The organism is Methanocorpusculum sp. GPch4, from assembly GCF_012062385.1.
Classification (GTDB): domain Archaea; phylum Halobacteriota; class Methanomicrobia; order Methanomicrobiales; family Methanocorpusculaceae; genus Methanocorpusculum; species Methanocorpusculum parvum.
Genome location: NZ_SIJA01000032.1, coordinates 48,477 through 73,203, shown reverse-complemented (window position 1 = coordinate 73,203; position 24,727 = coordinate 48,477). Strand labels below are relative to the sequence as shown.

At 53.8% G+C, this 24,727-nt stretch carries 28 protein-coding genes and 1 pseudogene; 11 read left to right on the top strand and 18 right to left on the bottom strand.

Annotated features, from left to right (window positions below):
• A pseudogene (locus EYA77_RS03700) lies at window positions 1–360 on the top strand (glycerol permease); the annotation flags it as partial.
• A 1,026-nt stretch (window positions 361–1,386) separates the two neighbouring features.
• Here the strand turns inward: EYA77_RS03700 and EYA77_RS03695 are convergent.
• From EYA77_RS03695 to EYA77_RS03635, 13 genes are all read right to left on the bottom strand, one after another.
• Complete coding sequence (locus tag EYA77_RS03695; RefSeq protein WP_167815890.1) at window positions 1,387–1,620, bottom strand: hypothetical protein; 234 nt, start codon at window positions 1,618–1,620, stop codon at window positions 1,387–1,389.
• Between the two features lie 3 nt (window positions 1,621–1,623).
• Window positions 1,624–2,094: a hypothetical protein gene (locus tag EYA77_RS09780; protein WP_209314996.1), complete on the bottom strand. Its 471-nt coding sequence runs from the start codon at window positions 2,092–2,094 to the stop codon at window positions 1,624–1,626.
• A gap of 584 nt (window positions 2,095–2,678) precedes the next feature.
• Window positions 2,679–3,803, bottom strand: coding sequence for a hypothetical protein (locus tag EYA77_RS03685; RefSeq protein ID WP_167815889.1), 1,125 nt, complete (start codon window positions 3,801–3,803; stop codon window positions 2,679–2,681).
• Between the two features lie 49 nt (window positions 3,804–3,852).
• Window positions 3,853–4,479, bottom strand: coding sequence for a hypothetical protein (locus tag EYA77_RS03680; RefSeq protein ID WP_042698610.1), 627 nt, complete (start codon window positions 4,477–4,479; stop codon window positions 3,853–3,855).
• Complete coding sequence (locus tag EYA77_RS03675; protein WP_155897850.1) at window positions 4,472–5,089, bottom strand: ATP-binding cassette domain-containing protein; 618 nt, start codon at window positions 5,087–5,089, stop codon at window positions 4,472–4,474. The genes EYA77_RS03680 and EYA77_RS03675 overlap by 8 nt, the downstream gene beginning before the upstream one ends.
• Window positions 5,032–5,607: an energy-coupling factor ABC transporter ATP-binding protein gene (locus EYA77_RS03670; protein ID WP_167815888.1), complete on the bottom strand. Its 576-nt coding sequence runs from the start codon at window positions 5,605–5,607 to the stop codon at window positions 5,032–5,034. The genes EYA77_RS03675 and EYA77_RS03670 overlap by 58 nt, the downstream gene beginning before the upstream one ends.
• The gene (locus EYA77_RS03665) at window positions 5,600–6,130 is read right to left on the bottom strand and encodes a biotin transporter BioY (protein ID WP_167815887.1); all 531 of its coding nucleotides are present in this window, start codon (window positions 6,128–6,130) and stop codon (window positions 5,600–5,602) included. Before EYA77_RS03665 ends, EYA77_RS03670 begins: the two co-directional genes overlap by 8 nt.
• 41 nt (window positions 6,131–6,171) lie before the next feature.
• Entirely contained in the window at window positions 6,172–7,158 is a 987-nt protein-coding gene (locus tag EYA77_RS03660; protein WP_167815886.1) for a biotin--[acetyl-CoA-carboxylase] ligase, read from the bottom strand.
• A 132-nt stretch (window positions 7,159–7,290) separates the two neighbouring features.
• Complete coding sequence (locus EYA77_RS03655; protein ID WP_042698600.1) at window positions 7,291–7,860, bottom strand: hypothetical protein; 570 nt, start codon at window positions 7,858–7,860, stop codon at window positions 7,291–7,293.
• On the bottom strand, window positions 7,857–9,290 hold the full coding sequence (locus EYA77_RS03650) for an RtcB family protein (protein ID WP_167815885.1): 1,434 nt from the start codon (window positions 9,288–9,290) through the stop codon (window positions 7,857–7,859). Before EYA77_RS03650 ends, EYA77_RS03655 begins: the two co-directional genes overlap by 4 nt.
• A gap of 6 nt (window positions 9,291–9,296) precedes the next feature.
• Window positions 9,297–9,707, bottom strand: coding sequence for an archease (locus tag EYA77_RS03645; protein ID WP_095642436.1), 411 nt, complete (start codon window positions 9,705–9,707; stop codon window positions 9,297–9,299).
• Complete coding sequence (locus tag EYA77_RS03640) at window positions 9,697–9,981, bottom strand: hypothetical protein (protein WP_042698591.1); 285 nt, start codon at window positions 9,979–9,981, stop codon at window positions 9,697–9,699. The genes EYA77_RS03645 and EYA77_RS03640 overlap by 11 nt, the downstream gene beginning before the upstream one ends.
• A gap of 60 nt (window positions 9,982–10,041) precedes the next feature.
• The gene (locus EYA77_RS03635; protein ID WP_042698588.1) at window positions 10,042–10,356 is read right to left on the bottom strand and encodes a DUF2551 domain-containing protein; all 315 of its coding nucleotides are present in this window, start codon (window positions 10,354–10,356) and stop codon (window positions 10,042–10,044) included.
• A gap of 277 nt (window positions 10,357–10,633) precedes the next feature.
• Between EYA77_RS03635 and EYA77_RS03630 the strand changes: the two genes are divergently transcribed.
• The 3 genes from EYA77_RS03630 to cofH are packed head-to-tail and all read left to right on the top strand — an operon-like array spanning window position 10,634 to window position 13,031.
• Window positions 10,634–11,227, top strand: coding sequence for an undecaprenyl diphosphate synthase family protein (locus EYA77_RS03630; protein ID WP_167815884.1), 594 nt, complete (start codon window positions 10,634–10,636; stop codon window positions 11,225–11,227).
• Between the two features lie 56 nt (window positions 11,228–11,283).
• A complete protein-coding gene (locus EYA77_RS03625; RefSeq protein WP_167815883.1) occupies window positions 11,284–11,949 on the top strand; it encodes a S26 family signal peptidase in 666 nt (221 codons plus the stop codon).
• Window positions 11,946–13,031 (top strand): 5-amino-6-(D-ribitylamino)uracil--L-tyrosine 4-hydroxyphenyl transferase CofH, encoded by a 1,086-nt coding sequence (cofH, locus tag EYA77_RS03620; RefSeq protein ID WP_167815882.1) that lies wholly within the window; start codon window positions 11,946–11,948, stop codon window positions 13,029–13,031. The genes EYA77_RS03625 and cofH overlap by 4 nt, the downstream gene beginning before the upstream one ends.
• A 120-nt stretch (window positions 13,032–13,151) precedes the next feature.
• On the opposite strand, the gene EYA77_RS03615 is transcribed toward cofH, so the two are convergent.
• The 3 genes from EYA77_RS03615 to EYA77_RS03605 form a co-directional block, all read right to left on the bottom strand.
• A complete protein-coding gene (locus EYA77_RS03615; RefSeq protein ID WP_042698576.1) occupies window positions 13,152–13,535 on the bottom strand; it encodes a desulfoferrodoxin in 384 nt (127 codons plus the stop codon).
• Between the two features lie 61 nt (window positions 13,536–13,596).
• Window positions 13,597–14,781 carry an FprA family A-type flavoprotein gene (locus tag EYA77_RS03610; RefSeq protein WP_042698573.1) on the bottom strand — a complete coding sequence of 395 codons (1,185 nt, stop codon included), beginning with the start codon at window positions 14,779–14,781 and terminating at the stop codon, window positions 13,597–13,599.
• Between the two features lie 6 nt (window positions 14,782–14,787).
• Window positions 14,788–14,943, bottom strand: coding sequence for a rubredoxin (locus EYA77_RS03605; RefSeq protein WP_042698570.1), 156 nt, complete (start codon window positions 14,941–14,943; stop codon window positions 14,788–14,790).
• 126 nt (window positions 14,944–15,069) lie between these two features.
• Here EYA77_RS03605 and EYA77_RS03600 point away from each other — a divergent pair, with 126 nt between their 5' ends.
• The 6 genes from EYA77_RS03600 to EYA77_RS03575 all read left to right on the top strand — a co-directional run bounded on the left by EYA77_RS03600 (window position 15,070) and on the right by EYA77_RS03575 (window position 22,692).
• Complete coding sequence (locus EYA77_RS03600; RefSeq protein WP_167815881.1) at window positions 15,070–16,713, top strand: AarF/ABC1/UbiB kinase family protein; 1,644 nt, start codon at window positions 15,070–15,072, stop codon at window positions 16,711–16,713.
• A 107-nt stretch (window positions 16,714–16,820) separates the two neighbouring features.
• Window positions 16,821–18,221 (top strand): radical SAM protein, encoded by a 1,401-nt coding sequence (locus EYA77_RS03595; protein ID WP_245241157.1) that lies wholly within the window; start codon window positions 16,821–16,823, stop codon window positions 18,219–18,221.
• A gap of 677 nt (window positions 18,222–18,898) precedes the next feature.
• Entirely contained in the window at window positions 18,899–20,386 is a 1,488-nt protein-coding gene (locus EYA77_RS03590; RefSeq protein WP_167815879.1) for a carbon starvation protein A, read from the top strand.
• Window positions 20,387–20,507: 121 nt separating this feature from the next.
• On the top strand, window positions 20,508–21,281 hold the full coding sequence (locus EYA77_RS03585) for a LytS/YhcK type 5TM receptor domain-containing protein (protein ID WP_167815878.1): 774 nt from the start codon (window positions 20,508–20,510) through the stop codon (window positions 21,279–21,281).
• 95 nt (window positions 21,282–21,376) lie between these two features.
• Window positions 21,377–22,012 (top strand): MarC family protein, encoded by a 636-nt coding sequence (locus tag EYA77_RS03580; RefSeq protein ID WP_042698553.1) that lies wholly within the window; start codon window positions 21,377–21,379, stop codon window positions 22,010–22,012.
• Between the two features lie 2 nt (window positions 22,013–22,014).
• The gene (locus EYA77_RS03575) at window positions 22,015–22,692 is read left to right on the top strand and encodes a hypothetical protein (protein WP_042698550.1); all 678 of its coding nucleotides are present in this window, start codon (window positions 22,015–22,017) and stop codon (window positions 22,690–22,692) included.
• Here EYA77_RS03575 and tsaA read toward each other — a convergent pair.
• The gene (gene tsaA, locus EYA77_RS09945; RefSeq protein ID WP_306463687.1) at window positions 22,661–23,500 is read right to left on the bottom strand and encodes a tRNA (N6-threonylcarbamoyladenosine(37)-N6)-methyltransferase TrmO; all 840 of its coding nucleotides are present in this window, start codon (window positions 23,498–23,500) and stop codon (window positions 22,661–22,663) included. The two genes, EYA77_RS03575 and tsaA, sit on opposite strands and share 32 nt — an antisense overlap.
• A 53-nt stretch (window positions 23,501–23,553) precedes the next feature.
• Between tsaA and EYA77_RS03565 the strand changes: the two genes are divergently transcribed.
• Window positions 23,554–24,012 carry a YbhB/YbcL family Raf kinase inhibitor-like protein gene (locus EYA77_RS03565; RefSeq protein ID WP_042698547.1) on the top strand — a complete coding sequence of 153 codons (459 nt, stop codon included), beginning with the start codon at window positions 23,554–23,556 and terminating at the stop codon, window positions 24,010–24,012.
• A 77-nt stretch (window positions 24,013–24,089) separates the two neighbouring features.
• Here the strand turns inward: EYA77_RS03565 and EYA77_RS03560 are convergent, their stop codons facing one another.
• Entirely contained in the window at window positions 24,090–24,659 is a 570-nt protein-coding gene (locus EYA77_RS03560) for a TATA-box-binding protein (protein ID WP_095642445.1), read from the bottom strand.
• Window positions 24,660–24,727 lie beyond the last annotated feature (68 nt).

Genomic DNA, 24,727 nt, shown 5'->3' with positions numbered 1-24,727 from the left:
GCCGAAGTCGAGCTCGGGAAGCAGACCTACAAGACCTATGTGGGCTACTTCGACCCGAACACCTCCGAAATGACCGGCAAGGTCCAGGTCACGGCCTACAGCAGGGCTGAGTATTCGGCCGCGATCACCGCCCTTACCGGCAGTGCGGATCTTAAAGCAGCATTCGGGAACGGCGGGACTGCCGAGACGACCGAGATCGGTACCGAAGCAACCTGGAACGTCCGCATTTCCGCGAAGCTTGGGACCGATACCTTCCAGATCAGTTTCAACCGCGATTCGATGACCGTTTCCGGCTATGCCGATGACGCAACGGTCGCCGCGGTCGATGCCTGGGCAGACACCAAGCCGGCCCTGAACTAACGGGGGCAGGAGATGAGAATCTCCAGCCGCCTTAGGAAGCTCATCATGCTCTTCCTCGGGTTTCTCATCATGCTTTTTGGGAAGCTCGTCGAAGGGTTTCTCGAATCCGGGAAATAAAAAAACGGGGTTGTGAGCTTTATCGCTGGGCAGAGGTGAACACACCTCTCCCGGCAAATTTTCTATTTTTTCAGACGTATTTCCTGCAGAAATGCTCACTCCAATTCGGAAGGGAGATGGGTCAGTTTGGACACATGAAGAAAAACCAACCGCGAACCGCAAATCAGAGATTTGCTCTCCGACTCGCTTCGCTCGCTTGAATCGGCGCGAATCCAATTCGTGAGGGGGAGGGGCAAGTGTGGATACAAGAGAAAGAACCAACCGCGAATCGGCGCGAATCCGCCCTACGGGCGAGATAATCGGATTTGCTTTTCCTCACTTGAACTCGGCGGTCCTAATCGCAAATCAAAGATTTGCTCAGCTAAGGGCGAGCCTTTCGGCTCACCCCGCTCGTCCCGCCGGTTCATCCCTTCATCGGGAACGTTCGGGCAAATCCTGTCGGCGCCCCAGCGCCTCCTGTGAGAGAGATGCTCATTGATTATTAAATATGAGATAATTGTTCTTTTCTGACAATCTCAAAATGAGACGGTGAGGAGAATCACCATTGGGAGCCGCTGGGGCGGCGACAGGATTTGCCCGAACGGTCCCGATGAAGGGACGAGCAAGACAGCGAAGCTGGATTGCGAGAGTGAGGATAAGCAAATCCGATTATCTCGCCCGTAGGGCGGATTCGCGCCGATTCGCGGTTGGTTTTTTTCTCATGTATCCACACACAACAAACTCCTTCCCGAATCACACTCACCACCCTACACCCCCTCCTCCCCAAACTCCTTCCCGAATCACACTCATCACCCTACACCCCCTCCTCCCCAAACTCCTCCCTGATCTGCGAAAGCATCCACTCCCGATAGATCTCCCGCTTACTCTCCCCTAGCGCCATACCACACTACGCGCAAACCTTCGGTTTGCTCAGCTGTGGCCGCCCCTTCGGGGCTGCCCGCAGCCACAGCAATACTTCGCCTTTCCGGCATTCAGATGCGAACACTTCGGGCAGACATTCACAAGACCAAGCCGGCTCTGCATAGCTTCCCGGATCCACTCCTGCGTCGTCATCCCCTCGCACCTCGCCCCCGTCTCCACCAGAGATTTTATCCTCGCCGGCAGACGCACAAGGATCTGCTCATCGTTTCGTTCCGCTTTCATACCTCAGCCTTCCACCGTCTCACATTCCACTCGCAAGTTTTCTTCAAAAACCTGGCCGCAAGTCTTTCGACTTGATCGCAAGTTTCCTTCGAAAACTTGCTCAGCTGAACCCGGTCCGATGGACCGGGCCGCCTCCGCTAAGATCGCCGGCTGCGCCGTCAATCCGCCTCCGCTGAGGTCGGCCGCGTTCCGCGTCCAACCCGCCTCCCCCTCGACCAATAGAACCTCCTGCGTAAGAATCCCGTCGATCTCCCGTTCAAGAGCCCGCAGCTTCGCCGTCAGATATTTTGTCTCGTCGATCAGCCGCTGCGAACGGAGAAGAGTCTCCTTCGACGGCCCCACAGTTTTCATTAGTTCGAGCTGCACTCTTCGGATATCTTTCCCTGTCTGGCATAACTTATCCGCATACATATCCTTCTGAAAAAACAGCGGCTTCAATCTATCCTGCATCGTCGGCGGAATATCACTCATCATAACGTATCTCCTGTCCAGGTATCCCTGAACACATAAACAACCTAAGACGTCACGCATTATAAACCCCTGACCGCGCGGTGCGATAATGCCCCCAAAAAACGGAAAAACCCCGCTCTCACTCAGAGAGATACCGTACAAAAAATGCAAAAAACAGGACCCTCTCCCCCATCACGGGAGCCGCTGGGGCGGTGAACCGGATTTGCCCGAACGGTCTCGCAAATCTAACGATTTGGTCGCAAGGCAAAGCCTTGTTTGGCTAAGGGCGAGCCTTACGGCTCACCCCGCCTCAGCTGAGGTCGTCCGCGTTCCGCGCCCAACCCGCTCCTGATGAAGGGATAAGCAAATCCGATTATCTCGCCCGTAGGGCGGATTCAAGCGAGGGTCGAAGACCCGAAGCGGAGAGCAAATCTCTGATTTGCGAACGCGGTGGGTTTTTTCTCATGCTTCCACACCCAGCCTTACACTTCCCGAATCTCACTCTCAGCCGCCAGATCCTTGCGCCCCCTGTCCCCCATTTCGCGGCATTCATTGATTAGCGGGTATTGTGCGGTTGATCGAGCAAAGCCTGAGTAACACCCACATTATCACGCATTGTAGACATTTGGACCCAGACCGCCGGCAGTGTTGCCAGTAACTGGAGTTGAAATAAACGTACCCGCATTGTATACTCCGCCGCCGTTATTTACCGCATTATTATTAGTAATTATTACAGTTCCGCCATTTTTTCTCTCCACACGCCCCACATTGTAAACTCCGCCGCCATTGTATGCTATATTTCCGATAACTTCGAGGCTCGCACCATTATTAATGGTAATAGTACCTTCATTATAAATTCCACCGCCATTGCCATTTAAATTAATATTATTTTTTACCAAAAGATGACCGTCGTTTTCTATAGATAATTCAGACCCTGTCCCTATAATTTCAAATGCAGGATGGGTTGCAGGCAGCCCCATCCCATCTAATTTCAAAGTACCAAGCTCAATTTTCACCTTCTTGTTTTTAATAACAAACAATGCCAATTCATATCCCGGTGCGCGAGTAAAATTACCATTGCCTGAAATTAAAATACGAAAATTATTTGGATTAAGATCATGAATGTTATCATCAGATATCGTAATCGGCTGATTTCCAATAATGATAGGAAGATCATTAATGAAATTGATACCATCACCAGCTGTACTAACAGCATCACCTGTTGCATTAGGATAATACGTGTGATACCAATCATTGAACGAATCAATAAATTCTGTCGTGTTATCATAACCCTCTGTCCCCACTTCATAATACCCGCCTCCCACCGGTTCGATCACCACCTGTCCTCCTTCGATCGTCACCTTCCCGCTGAATACCAGCGCCGTCACCTGATCCGTAAAATTCCCCACGATATTCACAAAATGCACCGTCGAATTAAAATCCGTCACCGTTATCCCCCCCGGACTCGGACTATCCCACTGCCCGTTGGTCGTATACACCCGGTACGACTCAAGAAACGGCAGATCCGTCCCCGACACCGGCGTGATTAGAGCCGTACTATTCGTCGCATCCACCTCGATCGTAAAACCCACCGACCGGTCATACACCGGCGTATATGCCCCCATGATCCCGTTCACCGAGATCATAACAAGCACGATCATAACAACGGACAACGCCAGCAGAAGAAACGTTCCAAGCACCGGACTCACGCCGCTGTCCGTTATTTTATCCATGAATCATTGTAGACCCGCATGGATAAATTAGTTTGTGTCAGACCCCCTCTCAGAAAAAAAGCACCCCGTACAGCAGAACCGCAAAAACCAGCATCACAACATCCCCCGCCCCCGGCGAAAACACCGGAACATACGTCCCTCCCGACACATACCCCCTTCGCGCCAGAACCGACGCCGAAAAAGCAGACCGCCGAAGCGAAAGAACCAGCAGACCCGCCCCAAGAAAAGGAACCGCACCTGGAGAAAACCTCTGCCCCTTGATCCTCAGTGCAGACCGCATATGAAAAAGATCCTCCCTGACCCCGGACAAAGCCTGGACCGACAGCTCAGCCGTCATCCCCAGATCAAACCCCATCCCCTGACCAAAAACCCGCACAAACAAACTCATCAGTTCACCAGGCAGAAGACTCGCCGAAAACCAGAAAGCCAGCAGCGCCAGAACAAAGATCTTCGCCCCGTAAAACACATCCCCGCCCGTAAAAAACAAAACAGCCGAAGGAAACAGACAAAAAACGACCAAAACCGGCAGCACCGTCCTCCAGGACAGACGGGCAAACGTCGTCTTCGCGCCAAACGCCAGCCACCAGCAGAAAACCGCCGCCGCTCCAGCCAGATCCGCAAAACACAGAACCGAAAGAAGCACCAGACTCAGCAGCCGAAACCTGATATCACTCACGAACCAGCCCTCCCCTCTCCATCCGCCAGGTCACCGCAGTTTGCGGCGCAAACTCCGACTCATGCGAAAACACGACCGTCATCCCCCGGCGTGCCTCGATCAGCTCCGTCAGGATCCCCTTTGCCTCCTCATCCAGCGAAGCATACGGCTCATCCAGAACTAAAACATCCGGATCCTTGGCAAACACGCATGCAAGCATCAGCCGTTTCAACTCCCCCCGGGAAAGCGAAAACGGATCCTGGCTTCCCGTCTTTGCGCCCAGAAGGGAAAAAACCGGCTCGGTTCCCATAACTCCCCACGAAGCCGCCTCCGCTGAAAGCGAAGCCCCGGTCACCTGATACTCGGGAAACTGCATCAGAAGGATCCGGGATCCGCAGTCCTCCAAAACGACCTGCCCAGAATCCGGCCGGATCAACCCGGCAAGAACCGAACCGAGCATCGACTTCCCCGCCCCGATCCTCCCGGTGACAAGATGCACCCCTGAAGAGAATTCTGCATCCGCACACAAAGAAAAATCCCCTCTTGTACAACGGACCGCGTCCAAAACCAGCCTCACAACCTCACCTCCGCCTCCGCATTTGAGAGCAGCGTCCGGGAATGCGAACTCCACAGAACATACGGGATCTTGCGCGAAGAAACAAACGCCAAAAACTCCTCCGCTGTCACAGGATCCAGATGTGAATCCGGCTCATCCAGAACCAGAAGCACCGGATCATCAATGATCGCGGCCGTGATCCCGACAAGCATCTTCTCGCCCCCGGAAAGCGTCCGGCACTCCCGATCCAGCAGATGCACAATCCCCGCCTCCTCCGCGGTCTGCCGGACCCTTCTGTCGATCTCATCGGCCGGCAGCCGGGCAAACCTGAGCGTTGATGCAATCTCATCATACACGATCCCAAACAGCAGATGGCGGTCGGGAAACTCGCTCACATACCCGGCATTCTGCATACGCGGCTCGACGCCGTCGATTTTGACGGAGCCGCTGTCCGGCAGAAGAAGCCCTGAACAGATCTTGAGAAGCGTCGTCTTTCCGGCGCCGTTTCTCCCCGAAACCGCGGTGAGACCAGGCGGGATCCCAAGCGAAGGGATATCCAGGACCCCGTGACGGAGGTCTTCGATCTCAATCAAACAGCAGCCTCCCGCCTTTTCTCAGGCGCAGGGTCACCATCTCCGCCGCCGCGATCTTGACGGCATCGCCGGCGATAAACGGGATCACGCAGGTGATCAGGGCCGCCGGAAGAGAAGCTCCGGCTGAGACCATAAACCAGACGGTTCCGCAGAAATAGCAGACGAGGATGCCAAGGACCATCCCGGAAATATCGGCGGCAAGGGTCTTTTTCGAAAAAAAGACGCCGGCGATAAACGCCATCGGAATAAAGCCGATCAGAAACCCGCCGGTCGGACCAAGCAGGATCCCGAGCCCCGAGGTCCCGTTGTGAAACAGCGGAAGACCAAGCGTGCCAAACATCACATACAAAGCGGCCGGGACGACGGCATACTTTTTCATCACCGATGCCGCCAGCAGAACAAACAGGGTCTGCAAAGTGAACGGCACGACAAACGGCACGGATATCCAGCCGCCGACGGTGATCAGCGCCGTAAACACCGCAGAATACATAAGAAGAGCCGAACGTTTTTCGTCGCCGTACATTGTTAACCTATTATCATACGACGGTTAACGATAAAAAAGGATCAGATAAGATAGCAGTCCCCTGCTATCACGCGTTCGACCTCGCCATTATCTTTGTGGATAAGCAGAGCGCCGTGTTCATCCACATCGAGCGCTTCTCCCTCGAAGCTTTCGCGGATCGTGCGGACACGGACCCTGCGGTGCAGTGTGCGGGAAAGGCTTCTCCATTCGCGGAAGAGCGGCTCGGTCTCTCCTTTCAGGATCATCTGATACCGGCGTTCGAACTCCTTCAAAAACACCGCAAAGAACTGGGCCCGGTTCACTTCATGACCGAGTTCATCGGAAAGGGAGGTCACATACTGGGAAAGATTCGGCATGACTTTTTCGACGGAGACGTTCACGTCCACGCCGATGCCGACAAGACAGTATCTGATAATGTCTGCATCCGCGGAAAGTTCAAGCGTGGTGCCGGCGACTTTTTTGTCACCGATGAACACGTCGTTTGGCCACTGGATCAGCGCCGAGAGCTCGAACTCATGACGGATCGCTCTGGTGAGCGAGATGGAGGCCGCGGTCATGATCAGAAACGTCTGATCGACATGCAGTTTGGGCATGACGACGATCGTCGCCCAGATCCCGCCTTCCGGCGACATCCAGACCCGGTTCATCCGGCCAAGCCCGCCGGTCTGCTGCTCGGCGATCAGCACGGTGCCCGGCTGGACCTCGTCGCCGACTTCATGCATCATCTGCCGTGCGAGGGAATTGGTCGAAGGCACCTCCCCGAAGTGGTGCATCTCCTGACCGATGACTTTGGTCCTGAGATGGCGTTTCACCTCGTAAGGGAGGAGGAGCCAGGTGCGTTTTTTCAGCGTATAGCCGGTTTTTGCCGAAGCATCGATGACATACCCCACCTCACGCAAAAGATTGACATATTTCCAGACAGCGGTCCGGGAGATGCCCAGGCGTTCACTGATGACGGTTCCGGTGACCGGCTGGTCTATGCCGGCTTCGTCCAGAATATGCAGAAGATCGAATATTACGTTTGTCATGAGGGTGTGACTCCGAGATGGATATGACTTATTATGCCTTATGAAATGAATAAGATTTCGTTTGAAGACGCGGATATTTTCCTGATTCCGCTGTCCGGACCGCGGGAGATGAGAAAAAAAGAGGCCGGCAGGTCAAAACCGGACCGGGTCGCCGGCAGCCAGCAGCCGCAGAAAAGATTCGCTTGGATACTCGTGGGTGCTTGCAAGGAGAAGCGTGCCTTTGCCGATCCTGCACTCGACGAGGACAGGAAATCCGTTTTCGGCTGTCGCGACCGGTTTGCCCGGATACGACTCGAACCAGCCGTCAGCTGCAAACTTTTCGGTGTCATACCCGTCAAAAAGGCAGGACCAGGGCGAGGAGGCGTCGACGGTGAGCGAATGCTCCATAAATTCATAATGGTAGCCGACATCCTCAGGCAGCCAGTCATACCGGTTCGGCGAAGCGTCGGCCGCTCCGAAAACCAAAAGCCGGCCGCCTGCTTCCAGGTAGCGCTCGATCCGGCCGGAACATGCCCGCAGAGCCGGCAGAAGTTTCGAGTATGAGGTGTTGCCAAATCCGGTCGGGACGATGATGCCGGTATATGTCCCCTGATAAAACGGCGCTGCAAGCAGCAGCGGGGTCACGGCTTCACAGGGACACGCCGTATCCTCGACGAGACGGTGGAACGTCATTTTGCTGTCCCAGAAAACGGCGATGCTCATCCTTTGATCACCCCGAGAGGTCTCAGCCGTGCAATGATCCGGGAGATTCCGGCGTCATGAACGGTTCTGACGACTTCGCTGCTGGATTTGTAGACTTCCGGGGCTTCTTCGGCGATGGCCGCCTGATTGGGCGCCCGGACAACGATCCCCTGAGCGAGAAGAGCCCGGGCGACCTCTTCGCCGGTCTGACTTTTTTTCGCAGAGGATCTGCTTTGCACTCTGCCCGATCCGTGACAGGTGCTTCCAAACGTCTTTTCCATGGCGCCTTTGGTTCCTGCGAGGAGATACGAAGGCGTTCCCATGCTTCCGGGGATGATCACCGGCTGGCCGCATCCCTGGAACTCGTGCGGGAGTTCACGTCTTCCCGGCCCGAACGCCCGGGTCGCTCCTTTCCGGTGGACGCAGACGTTTTGCCGGACACCGTTTACGTCATGCTCTTCCCATTTTGCCACATTGTGGGCGACGTCATAGACAAGGGGCATCTCTTCGTACTCGATGCGGAATTTTTTTACGAAGAGTTCTCTGACGATGTGGGTGATGATCTGCCGGTTGGCCCAGGCATAATTCGCTGATGCCGCCATGGCGCCGAAGTATGCTTCGCCTTCCGGTGAGGAGAGCGGGGCGCAGGCAAGCTGGCGGTCGGGAAGTTCGATCCCGTAGGTATGGACGGCCTGTTCCAGGATCTGCAGATGGTCGGTGCAGACCTGGTGGCCAAGACCCCGGGATCCGCAGTGGATCATGACGCAGATCTGCCCTTCGGTTACGCCGAAGAGGTCTGCCGTTTCCTGATCCTCGATTTTGTCGACGGTCTGGATCTCGAGAAAATGGTTGCCGGAACCAAGCGTTCCGCACTGGGGGATGCCCCGCTGCCGGGCTTTTTTGCTGACATGTTCCGGCTGTGCGCCGTCCATTGCGCCGTTTTCTTCGCAGCGGAGGATGTCGCGTTCAGTTCCGTAGCCCATCATAACGGCATGTTTCGCGCCGTTTTCGAGCATGCAGGTGAGATCCTGCTGGGATAACCTACAAGGGCTCTTTGATCCGACGCCGGTTGGAACTGCCGTAAAAAGTTCTTCGATCAGACCGGGCATGTCGGGGATGTCGGAAACATGCAGGGGAGTGGTGATCATCCGAACACCGCAGTTGATGTCAAATCCCACGCCGCCGGGTGAGATGACGCCGGTTTCCGCATCGAAGGCGCCGACGCCGCCGATGGGGAACCCGTATCCCCAGTGGATATCCGGCATGCCGAGCGAACACCGGATGATGCCGGGAAGGGTGGCGACGTTGGCGAGCTGGGTGAGGGCTCCGTCTTCAAGCGTTTCTGCGAGGTTTTTCGAGAGGAAAAACCGTCCGGGGACCCGCATGCCGGGGACAAAACCCCGGGGGATCTCCCATTCGTTGGCGGCGGTCTGCCGTATCTGTGCGTTCATGATTGGTCAGATGTCGAAGATGATGATGAGTTCATAGCCGGTTTCTGTTTTGGTGAGTGAGAGGCCGGAGTAGGAGATGCCTTTTACGCCGGTGCCGCCGGCATGTTTTTGCCGGTCGAAGAGGACGCCTTGAACGGTTCCGGAGACGGATGGTCCGACGGTGAGGGTGAACTTCTGGGGGACGAGGTACTCGGTTTCGGTGAGAAACAGCAGTTCCGAGAGAAAATTGACGATGAGTTCCTCGGGGTCTTTTCCGTCGGCTTGAAGGGAAAATGAGACGGCGGGCGTTTCCCGGGGATAATCGCCGTAGAGGGTCCGGGCAAGAGCGAATCCGCTTTCGGCAAAGAGGGATGACAGGTCGGGCGCGGTGATCCGCATCCGGATGTCGGCGGTGTGTTCCAGTTCTTCAAAAACCATAGTCGCCGTCTTCGAAGAGAAGCCGCGGGACCATGCTCATGGTGATCTCCGCGATCCACTGGATCTGATATTTGGAGATGAAGATGACATGGTTTCCGGCCCGGATGGGAATGTCGGATGATTTTGCCGGACGTATGCGTACCGGCATGAGGGCCGGGCCGCTGCAGGATGTGCTTATTCTGAAGTCCCCGCCGCGTTTGTCCATGTAGGTGATGACGTCATCCGCGACCAGTATATCCGAGAGAGGGACGGGACCCCCCTGTGCGTTATCCATTTCATATAGATGGGGGGTTTACCCTGAAAAAAGTTGGTACTGGATCCGGCCCGGGTTCAATCAGGCGGATTCAACGACCTGTTCCACGAGCTGGGCATACTGCTCTTTGAGCTGGTAAACTCCAAGAGCGCCGTCCTTGGTTTTGTGGGTCGACAGGATGCCGAGTTTTGATGCGACGATGCCTACCATGGAGGCAACGGAGTGGTAGGTCACGTCGAACTTTGCGGATAGTGCTTCGTGGATCTGGGGAACGGTCAATGATTTGGCCCGGATGAGCAGATGCAGAAGCGCTTTTCTGATTCCTGACTTGTCACGGGATAGATAGCTGCGAAGTCTTCTCTCAATCTCCTTTCGCAGATCTGTTGGTGAAAGCATGTTTTTTATTATGTATCTGTGTATATAAATAGATGCCGCTCGTGTGAGACAGTGTGTCCGGGTCTTGTTCTGCAGGTGAGCGGGTGTTTTTTCTCATGTTTCCACACCCAACATACCCCCTTCCGAATTTCATCCGCGGTTCTTTTTTCATCTATCCACACCCTCCCTTACCCCTTAACGAATTTCATCCGCGGTTCACCCTCTTCATGCATTCAAAAAACAACCCCGCAAAAATACGCGAATTTGATATGCAAGAAGATCAATAGAGTAGTAACTCATGATATACCGTTTGTATGAGTATCTGATCACCCGGGGCCTCACCGTATTTCCGCGGGAGATATGTTTCATGCTCAGTGACGCAGATATTCTTTCAGACACCGGAAAAGTGGAAGAGGTCCTCACCTGGACAAAAGAGTTTCCCGCTATCCAAAAGCTCATATTCCATATAAGCACGAACGATCCGGCAAAGATCGAAGAGCTCATACAGCCGGCATCCCTCGCCGAAAAAACCCGGGTCCATGTCAGCACTCCTGGTCATGACGTCACCTACGGCGCAGGAACGCCCGAGATTTTGATCGCCTTAGGAAAAAAAGGCAGAGAAGAGATCACCGACGCAATAATAAAGATCGCCGGAGAGGACATCGACCCGGATGACATCACCGAACAGATGATCGAGCAGCACCTGATCTTTCAGGTAAACCCTGACTTCGTCATAAAAACCGGCGGCAACCATCTCACCGACTTTCTGATCTGGCAGTCCGTCTACTCGGAACTCTTTTTCACCGACATCAACTGGGGAAGCTTTCGCAAAGTCGACTATCTCCGGGCGCTTCGTGACTACCAGATGCGGGGCAGAAGATTCGGCACCTGACAAAATCCCGGGGAAAACATCATATACCTTCGATTAATGAATAAGATACTACAACAATGTCATTTTCTATTCCGAAAATCCCTCAGTCAAAAGATCCGAGGATAAATCTCATCAGAGACATAGTTATCATTTTTGCCATTGTCCTGGGTGTAGGGGCTGCGTTGTTTGCCGTATCAGGGACCTGGCCCGCCATGGTGGCCGTTGAATCCCAGAGCATGGTGCCCAATCTGAACGTCAACGACCTCGTCTTTGTCGTGGAAGAAAACCGGTACGGCGGATTCATGACGGCAGTTGAGGCAAAGCAGGCGGGAACAACCTCATTTGGAGAGTACGGAGATGTGATCATCTACCGGCCAAACGGGATGACCGGCGTGACGCCGTTCATCCACCGGGCGATGACCTGGATCAATGCATCCACGGCCGAGCAGGCGGGATTCACCGGCGAAGCGGCACATGCAGGATATTTCACCAAAGGGGACAACAACGAGGCCTTTGATCAGTATGCGGTATTTCCCAACTACGGCAGGATGCAGCCGGTCAAAGAGGAATGGATCGTGGGAAAAGCCCTGTTTACGCTCCCCATGCTCGGATTTGTGCCGCTTCATATCTTTGAATCGGCCCTTGGGGTGATCCTGATCATCATCATCCTCGAAGTCGTCAGCAGAAAACTGAAAAAGAGCAAAGAGACCAAAGAGACCAAAACGAAAGGAAAGAGAAAATGAACGTTACCAGTATTCTGGAGAATGTCCTGGGAGGGGCCCGGCTTACCGAGAGCGAGGCGGCGTTTTTGTTCACCGTGAAAAACGCCGACATCTGGAAGATAGCAGAAGCGGCAGACATCGTCCGTGCACGAAAAAACGGCGATGTCGTAACATATGTCCGGAACATGAACGTCCACATGACGAACATCTGTAAAAACTGCTGCGGCCTGTGCGCATTCGGGCGAAAAAGCACCGATCCCGAGGCGTTCTGTTTTACCGATGAGGAGTTCCGGGAGCATTCCAGGGACGCATGCAAAAAGAAGGTCACGGAGGTCTCGTATCTTTCCGGGATCCATCCGGAGTTCAGAATCGAAAACTACGAGAAGATGATCCGGACGTTCCATGAGGAGATCCCGGGTATCCATGTCCACGGATGCAGCCCGGATGAGATCCTGTATGCGGCAGAACGGAGCGGTATTTCGACAAAGGAAGCGCTGATCCGGCTGAAAGCAGCCGGACTCGGGTCGGTCCAGGGAACTGCGGCGGAGATCCTTGTCGACCGGGTCCGAAAGGTCATCTGTGAGAAAAAGCTCCCGGCCGCCGAGTGGGTGCGGATCATCAAAGAGGCTTCGGAAGCAGGGCTCCGGGCAACGTCCACGATCATGTACGGATCGGTGGAGACGGCAGAGGACCGGGCGCGGCATTTGGCGATCCTTCGGGAGATGCAGGATGAATGCGGGGTGTTTACCGAACTTGTGCCGCTGTCGTTCCTGCACAAAAACACGCCTCTCGAGCGGGCGGGTCTGGTGGATCATGACGCGACCGGACGGGACGATATCCTTCTGGTGGCAGTTTCCCGGCTGTTTCTGGACAACTTCGCAAACATCCAGGTCCCGTGGTCGAAGATCGGCAGGAAGATGACCCAGCTCTGTCTGATGGCAGGAGGAAACGATGTCGGCGGCACGATGTTTGTCGACGCGCTCTCAACGGATGCGGGCGCGGGAGATGAAGCGGATTATTTCAGCCCGGAGGCTATGGAGCTGATGTGCGCAGACATCGGCAGGACCCTGCGGCAGAGAGATACGCTCTATAATCTCATCTGATCCCCCTTTTTTCAGCATTTTTGAAAAAGACTTCCCGGATACATTCTGTACATAAACGGTCCCCGGGCGTTCAGGAGAGCGGCACGCCGGAAAAAGAAAAGAAAAAAAGGGAAGGGGGGGTTATACCTTTTTGACCCAAAGCCCGTGAATATTGCAATACTCACCTGCTTTGACTGCCTTTGCTGAAGTCTTTACCACCATCTCAGGTTTTTCCCCGGCAGAAAGGAACTTTTCATGCACGATATCGTCATCGGTTTTCAGGGCGATCCAGGTGATGAAATGTTCATCGATCATCGGATGGGGCGCCGAGCCGACCACGACTTTGTATCCTCCGGCGACCTCTTCGACGACCGGGACATGTTTTTCGACTGCCGCATCGGTGCTGTTTTCCGCAAGGAGCTCCATGGGCTCTCCGCAGCATACCAGTTCCCCGCGGCCGCCGTTGATCACTCTGACCGTGTTTCCGCAGATGTTACATTTGTAGATCTCTTTAGCCTGTGCCATAGTAGAATCTTAGGTCGATCTGGAATAAAAACGTATGTATCGGGGAATAAAAAAAGAAGATTCAGAGCGTTTTGTGACGCTCTTCGATCGAATCAGCCAGTTTGTGCAGAGAAGAGACCGCCTCTTCATCAGGAAGACCCTTGATATACACAGGTTCCAGGACCTCGGCCCCGAGCGGGGAAAGCATCTCGGCAAGATAATTCACGGCATTGGTTCCCCAGCCGTATGAACCGATCACGCCGAGATATTTTGCCTTCGGACGAAGCGCTCTGACCAGATACGCCGCGTTGACGGCCAGCGGATGCGGGCCGAACAGAACGGTCGGCGTTGCAAGAATAATGGTCGCAGCATCGATGATCGCACTGCCGAGAACACCGGAATCCGTCTCCAGAAGATTATACTGGTGAACCGGGATCCCGCGCTGCACAAGATCGTCGACCAAAAAGTTGACCATCAGTTTTGTGCTGCCGTGCATGGTGACATAGGCGACAACGACCGAATTCTTCGGCGTTTCGGATGCCCAGTCATGATAGAGATCCATGATCTTTGCGGGAAGCTTTAAGACCGGACCGTGACTCGGGGCCACGATCTCTGGCGCGATCTCTTCCACCAGTGCCAGCTGTTCACGGACCGCTGCTCTAAACGGCATCATGATCGCGGCATAATAGCGTTTCACTCCTTCCAGATACTCAGAAGAGTCATCGTTCTGGAATAATGTCGGCGAAGCGTAGTGGGTGCTGAGGAAATCCGTCGTAAACAGAACTTTGTCTTCGACGACTTCTGCAAACATCGTGTCGGGCCAGTGGACCCAGGGGGCAAGATAGAACTTCAGCGTCTTGTCGCCAAGAGAAAGCGTCTCTTTGTCCCCGATAACGATGAACCGCTCCTCGACCTCTTCCAGATGGTGCATCGCCATGAGGAGTCCTTTGCAGACCTCGTTCGTGACGACTTTGGCCATCGGATAGACTTCCAGAAGCAGCGGCAATAATCCGGAATGATCCTGTTCTGCGTGCAGACAGACGATATAATCCAGGGAATGCTGATCAGCCCGCATCAGATTGGTGATGAACTCCGCCTCTTCATGCGCTTCACCGGTATCAATAAGGGCTGCCTTTTCGCTGCCTTTTACGAGGTATGCATTATTACTGCTGCCCCTTGGCGTCGGCATGATCGAATCGAAGCACCGAAGATCCCAGCTGATCGTTCCGACCGCATAGATATTTTCAACAATCTCGCGGGCTGCCATGACTGGTTACACCTTTTTGAACTGCGACTTACCAGCGCTGCAGACAGGGCATTTCCAGGTGTCTGGAAGTGATTCAAAAGATGTTCCGGCAGGGTACATGATACCTGCGCCTTTTTCCGGGTCGTAGACATAGCCACAGACCATACAACGGTATTTGTCCATTTTGTATCAATCCTTCCTTAGTTTCTAAGGCATTACAATAATTTGAGCCTCAGGTTTATAAGCACTTCCTATAGGATAATTTAGACGTAACATTAACATCTGCAAAAGCCAATTAACAACTACACTATGGCGAGTGTAAGTCTTCGAAGATATGGTCAGATCGCTGATGTTTTAGTCAAATACGGGTTTGGTTACTTCATCAATGAGATGTTTCCCGGATTTATCAATACGAAAAAAGCAGCCGTGGAAGAGTTCAGCGGCTACTCGGCGTATGTCAGGATCCGGATGGCGCTTGAGGAACTGGGTCCCACGTTTGTCAAGTTCGGTCAGCTCATGAGCACAAGAACAGAACTGTTCCCTGCCGAGATGATCGACGAACTGTGCAAACTCCAGGACCGGGTGGGCGTTGTTCCGTTCGATGAAGTGATCCCGACCCTCGACGAATATATCCCCGACTGGCGTGACGTGTTCACCTCGGTCGATCCAAAACCCCTCGCCGCCGCCTCCATATCGCAGGTCTACCGGGCCGTCATGCAGGACGGAACGATCCTCGCACTCAAGATCCAGCGTCCAAGGATCACCGCAAGGATCGAGCAGGATGTCGTTCTCCTCCGGTCCATCGCCCAGCTGCTCGAAGACAAACGCCCGGAACTGCGGATCTACAACCCGGTCTCGCTCGTTGATGACTTCACTACGCAGATCAGAAAGGAGCTGGACTTCACCCGTGACGGAATGAACGCCGAACGCCTTGCCCGAAACATGAAGTTCTCCGGCATTCCGGGGATCAAAGTCCCGAAGATCTACTGGGACATCTCCGGAAAAGAGCTGCTGGCAATGGAGTTTGTCGCCGGATGCAGGAGCGACGACATCGACGCGATCCTTGCGATGGGCATGGATCCAAAAGATCTGGCAAGCCGGGGTCTGAAAGCGTTCATGATCCAGATCTTCCAAAACGGGTTCTATCACGGTGATCCGCATGCGGGAAACCTCCGGATCTCCCCGTCCGGCGATCTCGTCTTCCTCGACTTCGGTGTCTGCGGGGTCGTGATGAAGGATATGCGGAACAAATTCATCTCGCTGATCCTTGCTCTTCTTTCGGCGGATACTGATCTGACGATCCGCTATATCAAAAATCTGGGTGTCCAGATCCCCTCGACCGGGATCGACGAATTTCGAAGCGAACTGTATCTCGCCCTTTTGGACTACAAAGAGATGGGCGCCCAGGTGAACTTTTCCGGTCTGCTTGGTTCCATCCAGGATCTGTTCCAGAAAAACAACATCCGCGTTCCGGCAAATATCATGCAGCTGTTAAAGGGCCTGATGCTTGTCTCCAACGTCGCCTTCACGCTCGATCCGGATCTTGAGTTCACCAAAGAGGTGGAACCGTTCTTAAAAAAGATCGTTGCCGATGATATGCGGGATCCCGCCAACATTCAGAAAAAGCTGCTGGACGCCAAAGTCAGACTCGAAGATCTTGCCCGCGTCCCGCGGCAGCTCGGATCGGTCCTGGAGATGGCTTCGGAAGGCAAACTCAAAGTGGATATCTCCGCAAAAGAGGTGACCGATCTGAGTAAAACGATCGAAAGTTCGGTCGATAAACTGGTGATCGGCCTGATCCTTTCCGCGATCGTGATCGGCCTGTCGCTTGTTATGATGAGTCAGACCTTCACCTCGGAATTTCTCCCGGTGATCGCCTACATCGCTGCGGTCCTCGTGATCATCGTCATCTTCTACAAGATGCGGAGCCGGAGCAAAAAACACGAGGATTGACCCTCTTTTCCCGGCAATCCGTGACAACAAGTATATCAAAGAGAAGGGGCGATACTATTAGTTATACAGTACTCTTCCGGAGTTAACCAATAATGACACATAGTACATTGAAAGAGAAACTTCAGGCTCTCGGTATAAAACAGGTCCTTGGGTATCTGGACTCCGATCCTGAAAAAAACATTCCGAAACTCCTCAAATGGGTGGAGTTTCTGGATAAAAACAACACGCTGGAAGGTCCTCTTCCAACCGTGAAGCGGGTGCTTTCCGATAAGGACGGGGTTTGGTACAAGTTCATAACCGATCTGTACACCGACATCGATCCTTTTGTCAGGAAAAAGATCTTCGAGAACTTCATCGTCAATGCCGTTGTTCTCGGCAGAGACAAGAAGATCAAGCTGAGAGAGGAAGAGGGATGCAATATTCCCTGGGCGATCCTGATGGATCCGACAAGCGCCTGCAATCTGAAGTGCATCGGGTGCTGGGCGGCTGAGTACGGGAACCGGATGAACCTGACCCTTGAAGAGTGGGACTCGATCATCGAGCAGGGAAAAGCTCTCGGTACTTACTTTTTCCTGTACTCGGGCGGCGAACCGCTTGTCCGGAAAAAAGACATCATCAGGATGTGCGAAAAACACAGCGATTGTGTTTTCCTGTCGTTTACGAACGGCACGTTGATCGACGAGGCATTTGCTGACGAGATGCTCCGGGTCGGGAACTTTGTTCCGGCGATCAGTATCGAAGGGGATGAGGCGGCGACGGATGCCAGACGCGGCGCCGGCGTGTATGCCAAAGTCATCAAGGCGATGGAGATCCTGAAACAGAAGAAACTGCCGTTTGGTATCTCCTGCTGTTATACGAGTGCAAACACCGATATTATCGGCAGTGACGCCTACATCGATGATATGATCGCCCGGGGAGCGAAGTTTGCCTGGTTCTTTACGTATATGCCGGTCGGCGTGGACGCCGTGCCTGAACTTCTGGCAACGCCCGAGCAGAGGGAGCATATGTATCACCAGGTCAGACATATCCGCGCCACCCGCCCGATCTTTGCGATGGACTTCTGGAACGACGGCGAGTATGTGAACGGCTGTATCGCCGGCGGCAGGTTCTATCTCCACATCAATGCAAACGGCGATATCGAGCCATGCGCATTCATTCATTACTCTGACGCGAACATCAGGACCCACACGCTTCTCGAGGCATACAAATCTCCGCTGTTTATGCAGTATCGCGCAAACCAGCCGTTCAATCCAAACCATCTCCGCCCCTGTCCCCTGCTTGACAATCCGGAGAGGCTTACTGCGATGGTGGATGCTGCCAAAGCAAAGTCCACGGATATGGTGAACCCCGAAGATGTTCATGATCTGATGAAAAAGACCGTTCCCGCAGCAGAGAAGTGGGCGCCGGTCGCCGCTGAACTCTGGGTAGAGAATCGTGCGGAAAAGGCTGCGAAGGCTGCCTGTCCCGGCGGCTGCGGATGCGGGTGTAAGAACCCGGACCGCAAATAACCAAACTCTTTTTCAAATAGGAGTTACGCGGTGTACTATCTATCGAAAAAACTGATGTGCGTATGAGATGTACTTCGATTTCGTGTATGGTATTAGTGTCGACACAAGAGAAAAAATCAACCGCGAATCGGCGCGAATCCCGCCCTTCGGGCTCCCAGAATCGGATTTGCTCTTCCTCACTTTCGCAATCCAGCTTCGCTGTCTTGCTCATCCCTTCATCGGGACCGTTCGGGCAAATCCTGTCGGCGCTCCAGCGCCTCCCGTTATTGATTTATCTCTTGATCTTACGTAGTGATTGACAGTAAAATGGATATTTTCACATATAGTAATGCCCAATATGCATCTCTCTCACGGGAGCCGCTGGGGCGGCGACAGGATTTGCCCGAACGGTCCCGATAAAGGGACGAGCCGTCGTGTTGATAGCGGGTTGGACGCTGAAAGCGGACAACCTTAGCGGAGCAAGGCTTTGCCTTGCGACTAGACACGACGGGCGAGAGTGAGGTTAAGCAAATCCGATTCTGGGAGCCCGAAGGGCGGGATTCGCGCCGATTCGCGGTTGGTTTATCTCATGCTTCCACACCCAACCTTACCTTTCCCGAATCGGCGCCGCACCAGCACCGAGTAAGTCCGATTCACAATTTTTAACGTGTCGGATGATTCACTATAGAATCATCAGTATGATCACGTTTCTTGCAGGCATTTGTATCCTCATCTTCGGTTATTTCTTCTGGAGTAAAGTCGCGGAAAAAATATTCGGGCCCGACGACCGGAAAACCCCTGCACTGAAGAATCCGGACGCGGTCGAGCGTGTTCCTCTTTCCAGACGGCGGAACATGCTGATCCAGCTGCTGAACATCGCCGGGATGGGGCCGATCGTGGGTGTTGTCCTTGGGATGAAGTTCGGGCCGGTCGTCTTTCTCATCCTCCCGGTCGGCAACGTGATCGGCGGGGCGATCCATGACTATTACGTGGGGATGATCTCGGCCAGAAACAATGGTTCCGATATGACGGGCCTGGTCGGCAAATTTCTCGGCAGGACCTCAGGCGCGATCTTTCTTGTTCTTGTGATCCTTTCACTTCTGCTTCTTGTTACGACGTTTACAAACATTCCGGCAAATTTCATTCTTCTTCTGCTGCCCTTTGGGCCGGCGGTTCTGGTCTGTGCGGTTGTCGGGATCTTTGTTTATTATATCATCTCGACGATCTTTCCGATCGACAAAGTGGTCGGGAGAATTTATCCGGTATTCGGCGTGGCATTGATTCTGGTCACCGCCCTTTTGTGTTTTGCCTACATCCCGTTTGCTTCGTCTATTCCTGACCTTGTCCTGACGCCGGCAGGGATCACCGAAGCATTCTCCGCCCATCCCGGCGGCCAGCCGATCGTGCCGATGCTTTTTATCACTATCGCCTGCGGGATCCTGTCCGGGTTCCACGCGACCCAGTCGCCGATCACATCAAGGACGATCACCTCGGAACGCGAAGGAAGAAGAGTATTCTACGGGATGATGGTCGCGGAAGGCATCATCGCGATGATCTGGGCGGCGGGCGCTTCGATCATTTTTACGCTCAGACCCGAGATGCTTGCGTCAGCGAACGGCAACGCGATCATCTTCGAGATTTTGGATCTGGTGTTCCCGACGTTTCTTATCGTGCTCGCGATACTCGTTTTGATCATCCTCGCGATAACGAGCGGGGACACGGCCCTTCGTGTCATGCGGACCTCGGTCGCGGGCCATTTCGGATTCGATCAGTCGACGATGAGAAAGCGCATTCTTCTGGCTCTTCCGCTGGTTGCCGCGATAACCTTGCTTCTGTTCTGGTCGAATCTGATCCCTACCGGGTATGCGGTCCTCTGGAACTACTTTTCCTGGTTCAATCAGGTGATAGCTTCGTTTGCGCTGATGACGGCGACGGTGTATCTGATCAGTAAAGGAAAACCGTTCTGGATCACGATGATCCCGGGCGCCGGGATCCTGTTTGTCGTGATCTCGTTCATACTCTGGTCGAGTCCGGAGCATCTTGCCGGGGTGCCGTTTGGGATCGGGATGCCTCTTGAGATGTCGTATCTCGTGTCAGGCGCCCTGACCGCGGCGGTCTATTTCTTTTTGGTCAGGCAGGGACGGAAACTGCGGGCCGACACGGCCTTCTCGGCTGATGAGGAGTAGATCCGGTTTAATCAATGAGTGCGGCGTGATCTCACGGCAGGGTAAAATAATTACCCATAAATAATTCTTTTTCCAATAGAGATGACATTTCATCAAAAATGACTATGTTGAAGGCCTCTCTATGGCAGAAACTAAAGAAAAACCCACACAAACCACAAAAATCCTCGTGTCGATTATTATAGGACTGGTGCTTGCCGCCTTCCTTCTGGCATATGATGCGGGATTCTCTACCCTCGGAGAAGGTACATCCCAGTATGCCGTTCTCATCCTGCTCCTTGCCCGGATGATGATTGCCTCAGTTATTCTCTATCTGTTTACGATCACCGGAGTCTTCAAACGTCTGGTCTCCGGAGAAGCAAAACTCACGGATCTTGTCTGGACAGCACTCCTGACTCTGGGGATCTCCCTTTACGGTAATTACGGCGGGGTTGAAGTGAACGGTGTCCTGGTAAACTTCCGTGACGTCGGCGTCATTCTCGCCGGTCTTATCGGCGGTCCGGTCATTGGCACTATCGCAGGTCTTGTCAGCGGATATCTCAGATTCCTGCAGGGGGGCATCGTCGCCGTACCCTGTATGATAGGGACGATTCTGGCAGGTTTCCTCTCAGGTATTGCGATCCGGTTCTGGCAGGGAAAACTGACCGTCCTGCGTGCAGTTATCATTGCACTGATCGTTGAACTCCTGCACGTGATCGTCGTTTTCCCCATCTATGTATTAAGTATGGGAACGATGACCACTGACCAGGTCCTCTCTACGATCGCATTCTGCGTACCGGTGATGTGTGTCGTCACTCCTCTCTGTGTTGCGATTTTTGCCTTTTTTGTCCGCAGATACGCATGTGTCGGCAGAACCGGCATCGAAAAGTTACGCTGGAGCAAACTCACCCGCAAGTGATCCGACGGGAAAAATACCCCGTCCCGTATCTTTTTTATCAGGAAACCGGGAACGTGCCCCAGGTATAATATGCGGGAACGCTCAATACTACTTATATGCTGGAACTACTGGTGACCATAATATCAGCCGCGTTTACCCTGATAATTATCCTGGATCCCCTTCTCTCGGTCTCGATGTTCATCAATCTCACCAGAGATCTCCAGAAAGCCGAGATGATCCGCCAGGCATTCGTCGCAACAGGCGTCGCCGGCATTCTCATGCTGACATTTTTGATATTCAATAACCTCCTCTTCGATCTGCTCGGGATCGAACTCGAAAGCTTCAAAGTTGCCGGCGGTATCATCCTCTTTATTCTTGGTCTGCAGATCGTTCTGGGTCTGGAGATCGGCGGTTCTTCGGCCGGCCACAAAAACCTTGAAAGCAGTGACCGGATCGGCAAAAAATCCATGGCCGGCGTCATCATCGGCACGCCGGTCATGTGCGGGCCGGGAACCATCACCACCGTCATGATCCTTGGCGCACAGGACGGCATTCTTCTGACGCTCCTCGCCGTCATCCTCGCTCTCCTGTGTATCTGGCTGATCCTCATCTTCTCGGCGCAGATCAAAAAACTCCTCGGGGAAACCGTCCTCGTCATCCTCTCAAAGATCGTCGGTCTTCTTTTGACTGCTATCGCAGTTCACACGATCTGGACCGGGATCCTCGGCCTCATCAGTCTCTCGGTCATCTGAACATGGTCATCTTCACCCCGAACCAGACCGAGTTCCTCGTCTTCGATCTCGAAGCATTCGTCCCGCCGGCCGACCGGAAAAAACGGACCGGCGCTTCCCTTGCGGTAAATGCATTTCGGGAAGGTCACACCCTTCTCGGCGGCGTGGTCTACAGCGGGCTCCCGCTCGCCGGCGAAGTCACCAACGATTATGCCCATTTCTGGATGTGGCGCGAAGGAAGCGAAGAAAACGTCGTGCTCTCACTCTATCAGGTCTTTGCTGAGATGTGGGCGCGTGTCAATACCAAAAAAATGATCCAGGCGGATCCTGTGGTTTGCGGGGTCGGCATATCCACATTCGACATGCCGTTCCTTATGGCAAAATGTCTCCAGTACAACGCGGCCGCGCCCGAAGAGATCTATGAAACCCTCGGCAAATGCCGGATCGTCGACCTCTCCGTCGCCGGGATAGGATTCGTGAGGAACCAAACCCCTATTCTGCATCCCTGTTCCCACAACCAGCTCGCCGACGCCCTCCTGCCCGAACGTGAGCAGAAACCTACCGGAAAAAAGGTATGGGATATGGTCGACGCGAAGGATTACAGCGCCGTCGAACGAAGGTGTGAAGCCGAAGTCAGGGAAATGGTCGAGATCGCCGACAAAATGCTGCTCAGCTGTCGATATCCCCGTAATACGGTTTGATGTCAAGGACCGGGGTATTGTCAAGCGCTTCAAGCCCTTTGACGGTAAGGACCAGATCATTGACCGACGTGATCGTGACAAGCGTGAGGGAGATCGGATTGGGCCTGACCGGCGCCCGGGTCGAAAAAACGCCGCGCATTTTCCCGTCCCCGTGACCATGCGGCTTCACCTTCAGAATATCGCGTTCTGCCCGGTCGAACCAGCACAAAACAAAGACTTTGTCCCCTGCACAAAGACCAAAAAGACCGTCCCGGTATTTTTCGTAGATCGTGATCCGGCTCGGTTTGTCGGTAAAGATCCCCTGCCGGGGAGCATCCTCTTTGGTCTCAAACGGCGAATGAACGATCCCGATCGGGACGCACTCGATTCTCTTCTGCACCGGGCGGGAGGGGCGTGCCAGCAGATCAAGGGCATTATTGCATAACCAGTCGCAGGAACCTACATAGGGATTCTCCCGCGGAACATGCGTGTAGGTGACGCCCGCAAACACCGATGCCAGAGATCGTGCCTTTTCATACAGGGGAAGAAGATCCGGCGACCGGACCGCGTATCTTCCGGTCATCTGGGAGATCATCAGATTGCTGTCGGAAAAGACCGCCACTTTGGTCTCTTTCGGGGTGCAAAGCCGCGCCGCCCGGCCAAGAGCCGCATTCAGGGCCGCATACTCGGCCGCATTATTGGTTGCCCGGCCGAGGGTCAGCACATCCGATTCCAGCACATCGTCTCCCCGCAAAATCAGCCAGGCTGCTGCGGCCTGTCCGGGATTTCCCCGGCTTGCTCCGTCGGTGTAGATCGTCAACTGGTCCATGGAATAGTAACTCGACCTATACTTTAATTAATTTGCCTGTTAGAGTATAGAATATGGACACAATCACCATTCACGTAGGAACCCACGGGCTGACTGCGTCAAGCAGCTTTCCCGGCGGCAACATCTCCCCGAAGATCGAACTCCAGGGTGTCTCAAAGGAAGTCCAGTATATAGCAATGGTCGTTCAGAACAAGTCCGGCGGCGAGAACACCAAATGTATCTGGACCGTCTGGAACATTCCCTCCGTCGGGTACATCCCGCCGGGATACGACGCCGGACCTGCGCCGAAGTTTCCTTTCCCGGCAGTCCAGGGACTCAACGACTTCGGCGAGCATGCCTGGCACGGTCCGTCGCCCGGCCTTGGGATCACCGACCGGCTCCTTTTCCAGGTATTCGGCAGGGTCGAACCGCTCGTCATTGCGGCAAATGCGAAAATGGATGAGGTCATCGAGGCGCTTCGTGATGGAAAGACCGTCGCGCACGGCAGTCTCGAAGTAGTCTATCAGGGATAACACCCCTGATTTTTCCACAGCCGCTCCCGTCAGCGGCTGCAGAAAAAAAAACAGTATTGAAGAGGGTTTGGTATCGATTATTCTATCTGCAGAAGTTTGAGAGCGATCAGATCTTCGTAGATCTTTTTTACCGCACGCTGGGCGTCGGCCGTTTTCTTCCCGCCGGTGATGATCAGTTTTCCCGAACCGAAGAGCAGAACGACCACTTTCGGATCATCCAGCCGGTAGACGAGTCCGGGAAACTGCTCGGGTTCATACTCGATCTTGTCAAGATTGAAACTCATGGCGATCTTGTTGAGGTTGATCCGGCTGCCGAGATCCGCCGAGGTGACGATGTTTTGGACTGTGTAGGTCGGATTGTCGATGATCTGGATCTTTAGATCCTTTAACAGGGTAACGAGATACTCCAGTCCTTTGGTGAGGTTTTCCAGACTTTTTGCACCGGTGAGAACGACTTTTCCGGATCCAAAGACCAATGCCGCGATCTTTGGATTCTGCATACGCAAAACGACTCCCGGGAAACGCTGTTTATTATATTCCGCTCCCGGAATCTGGGCGGCCAAGGCCACCAGGTCCAGACTGTCATTCACCTTGGTTGATGCAACGATATTCTCAATCTTCAGTGAGTCTTCGGGAAGGTTTGACATATTTATAAGATATTACAGGTAAGTATATAAATACTCGTGTGACCTGCTTAAAAAAAGAGGGGGGAAAC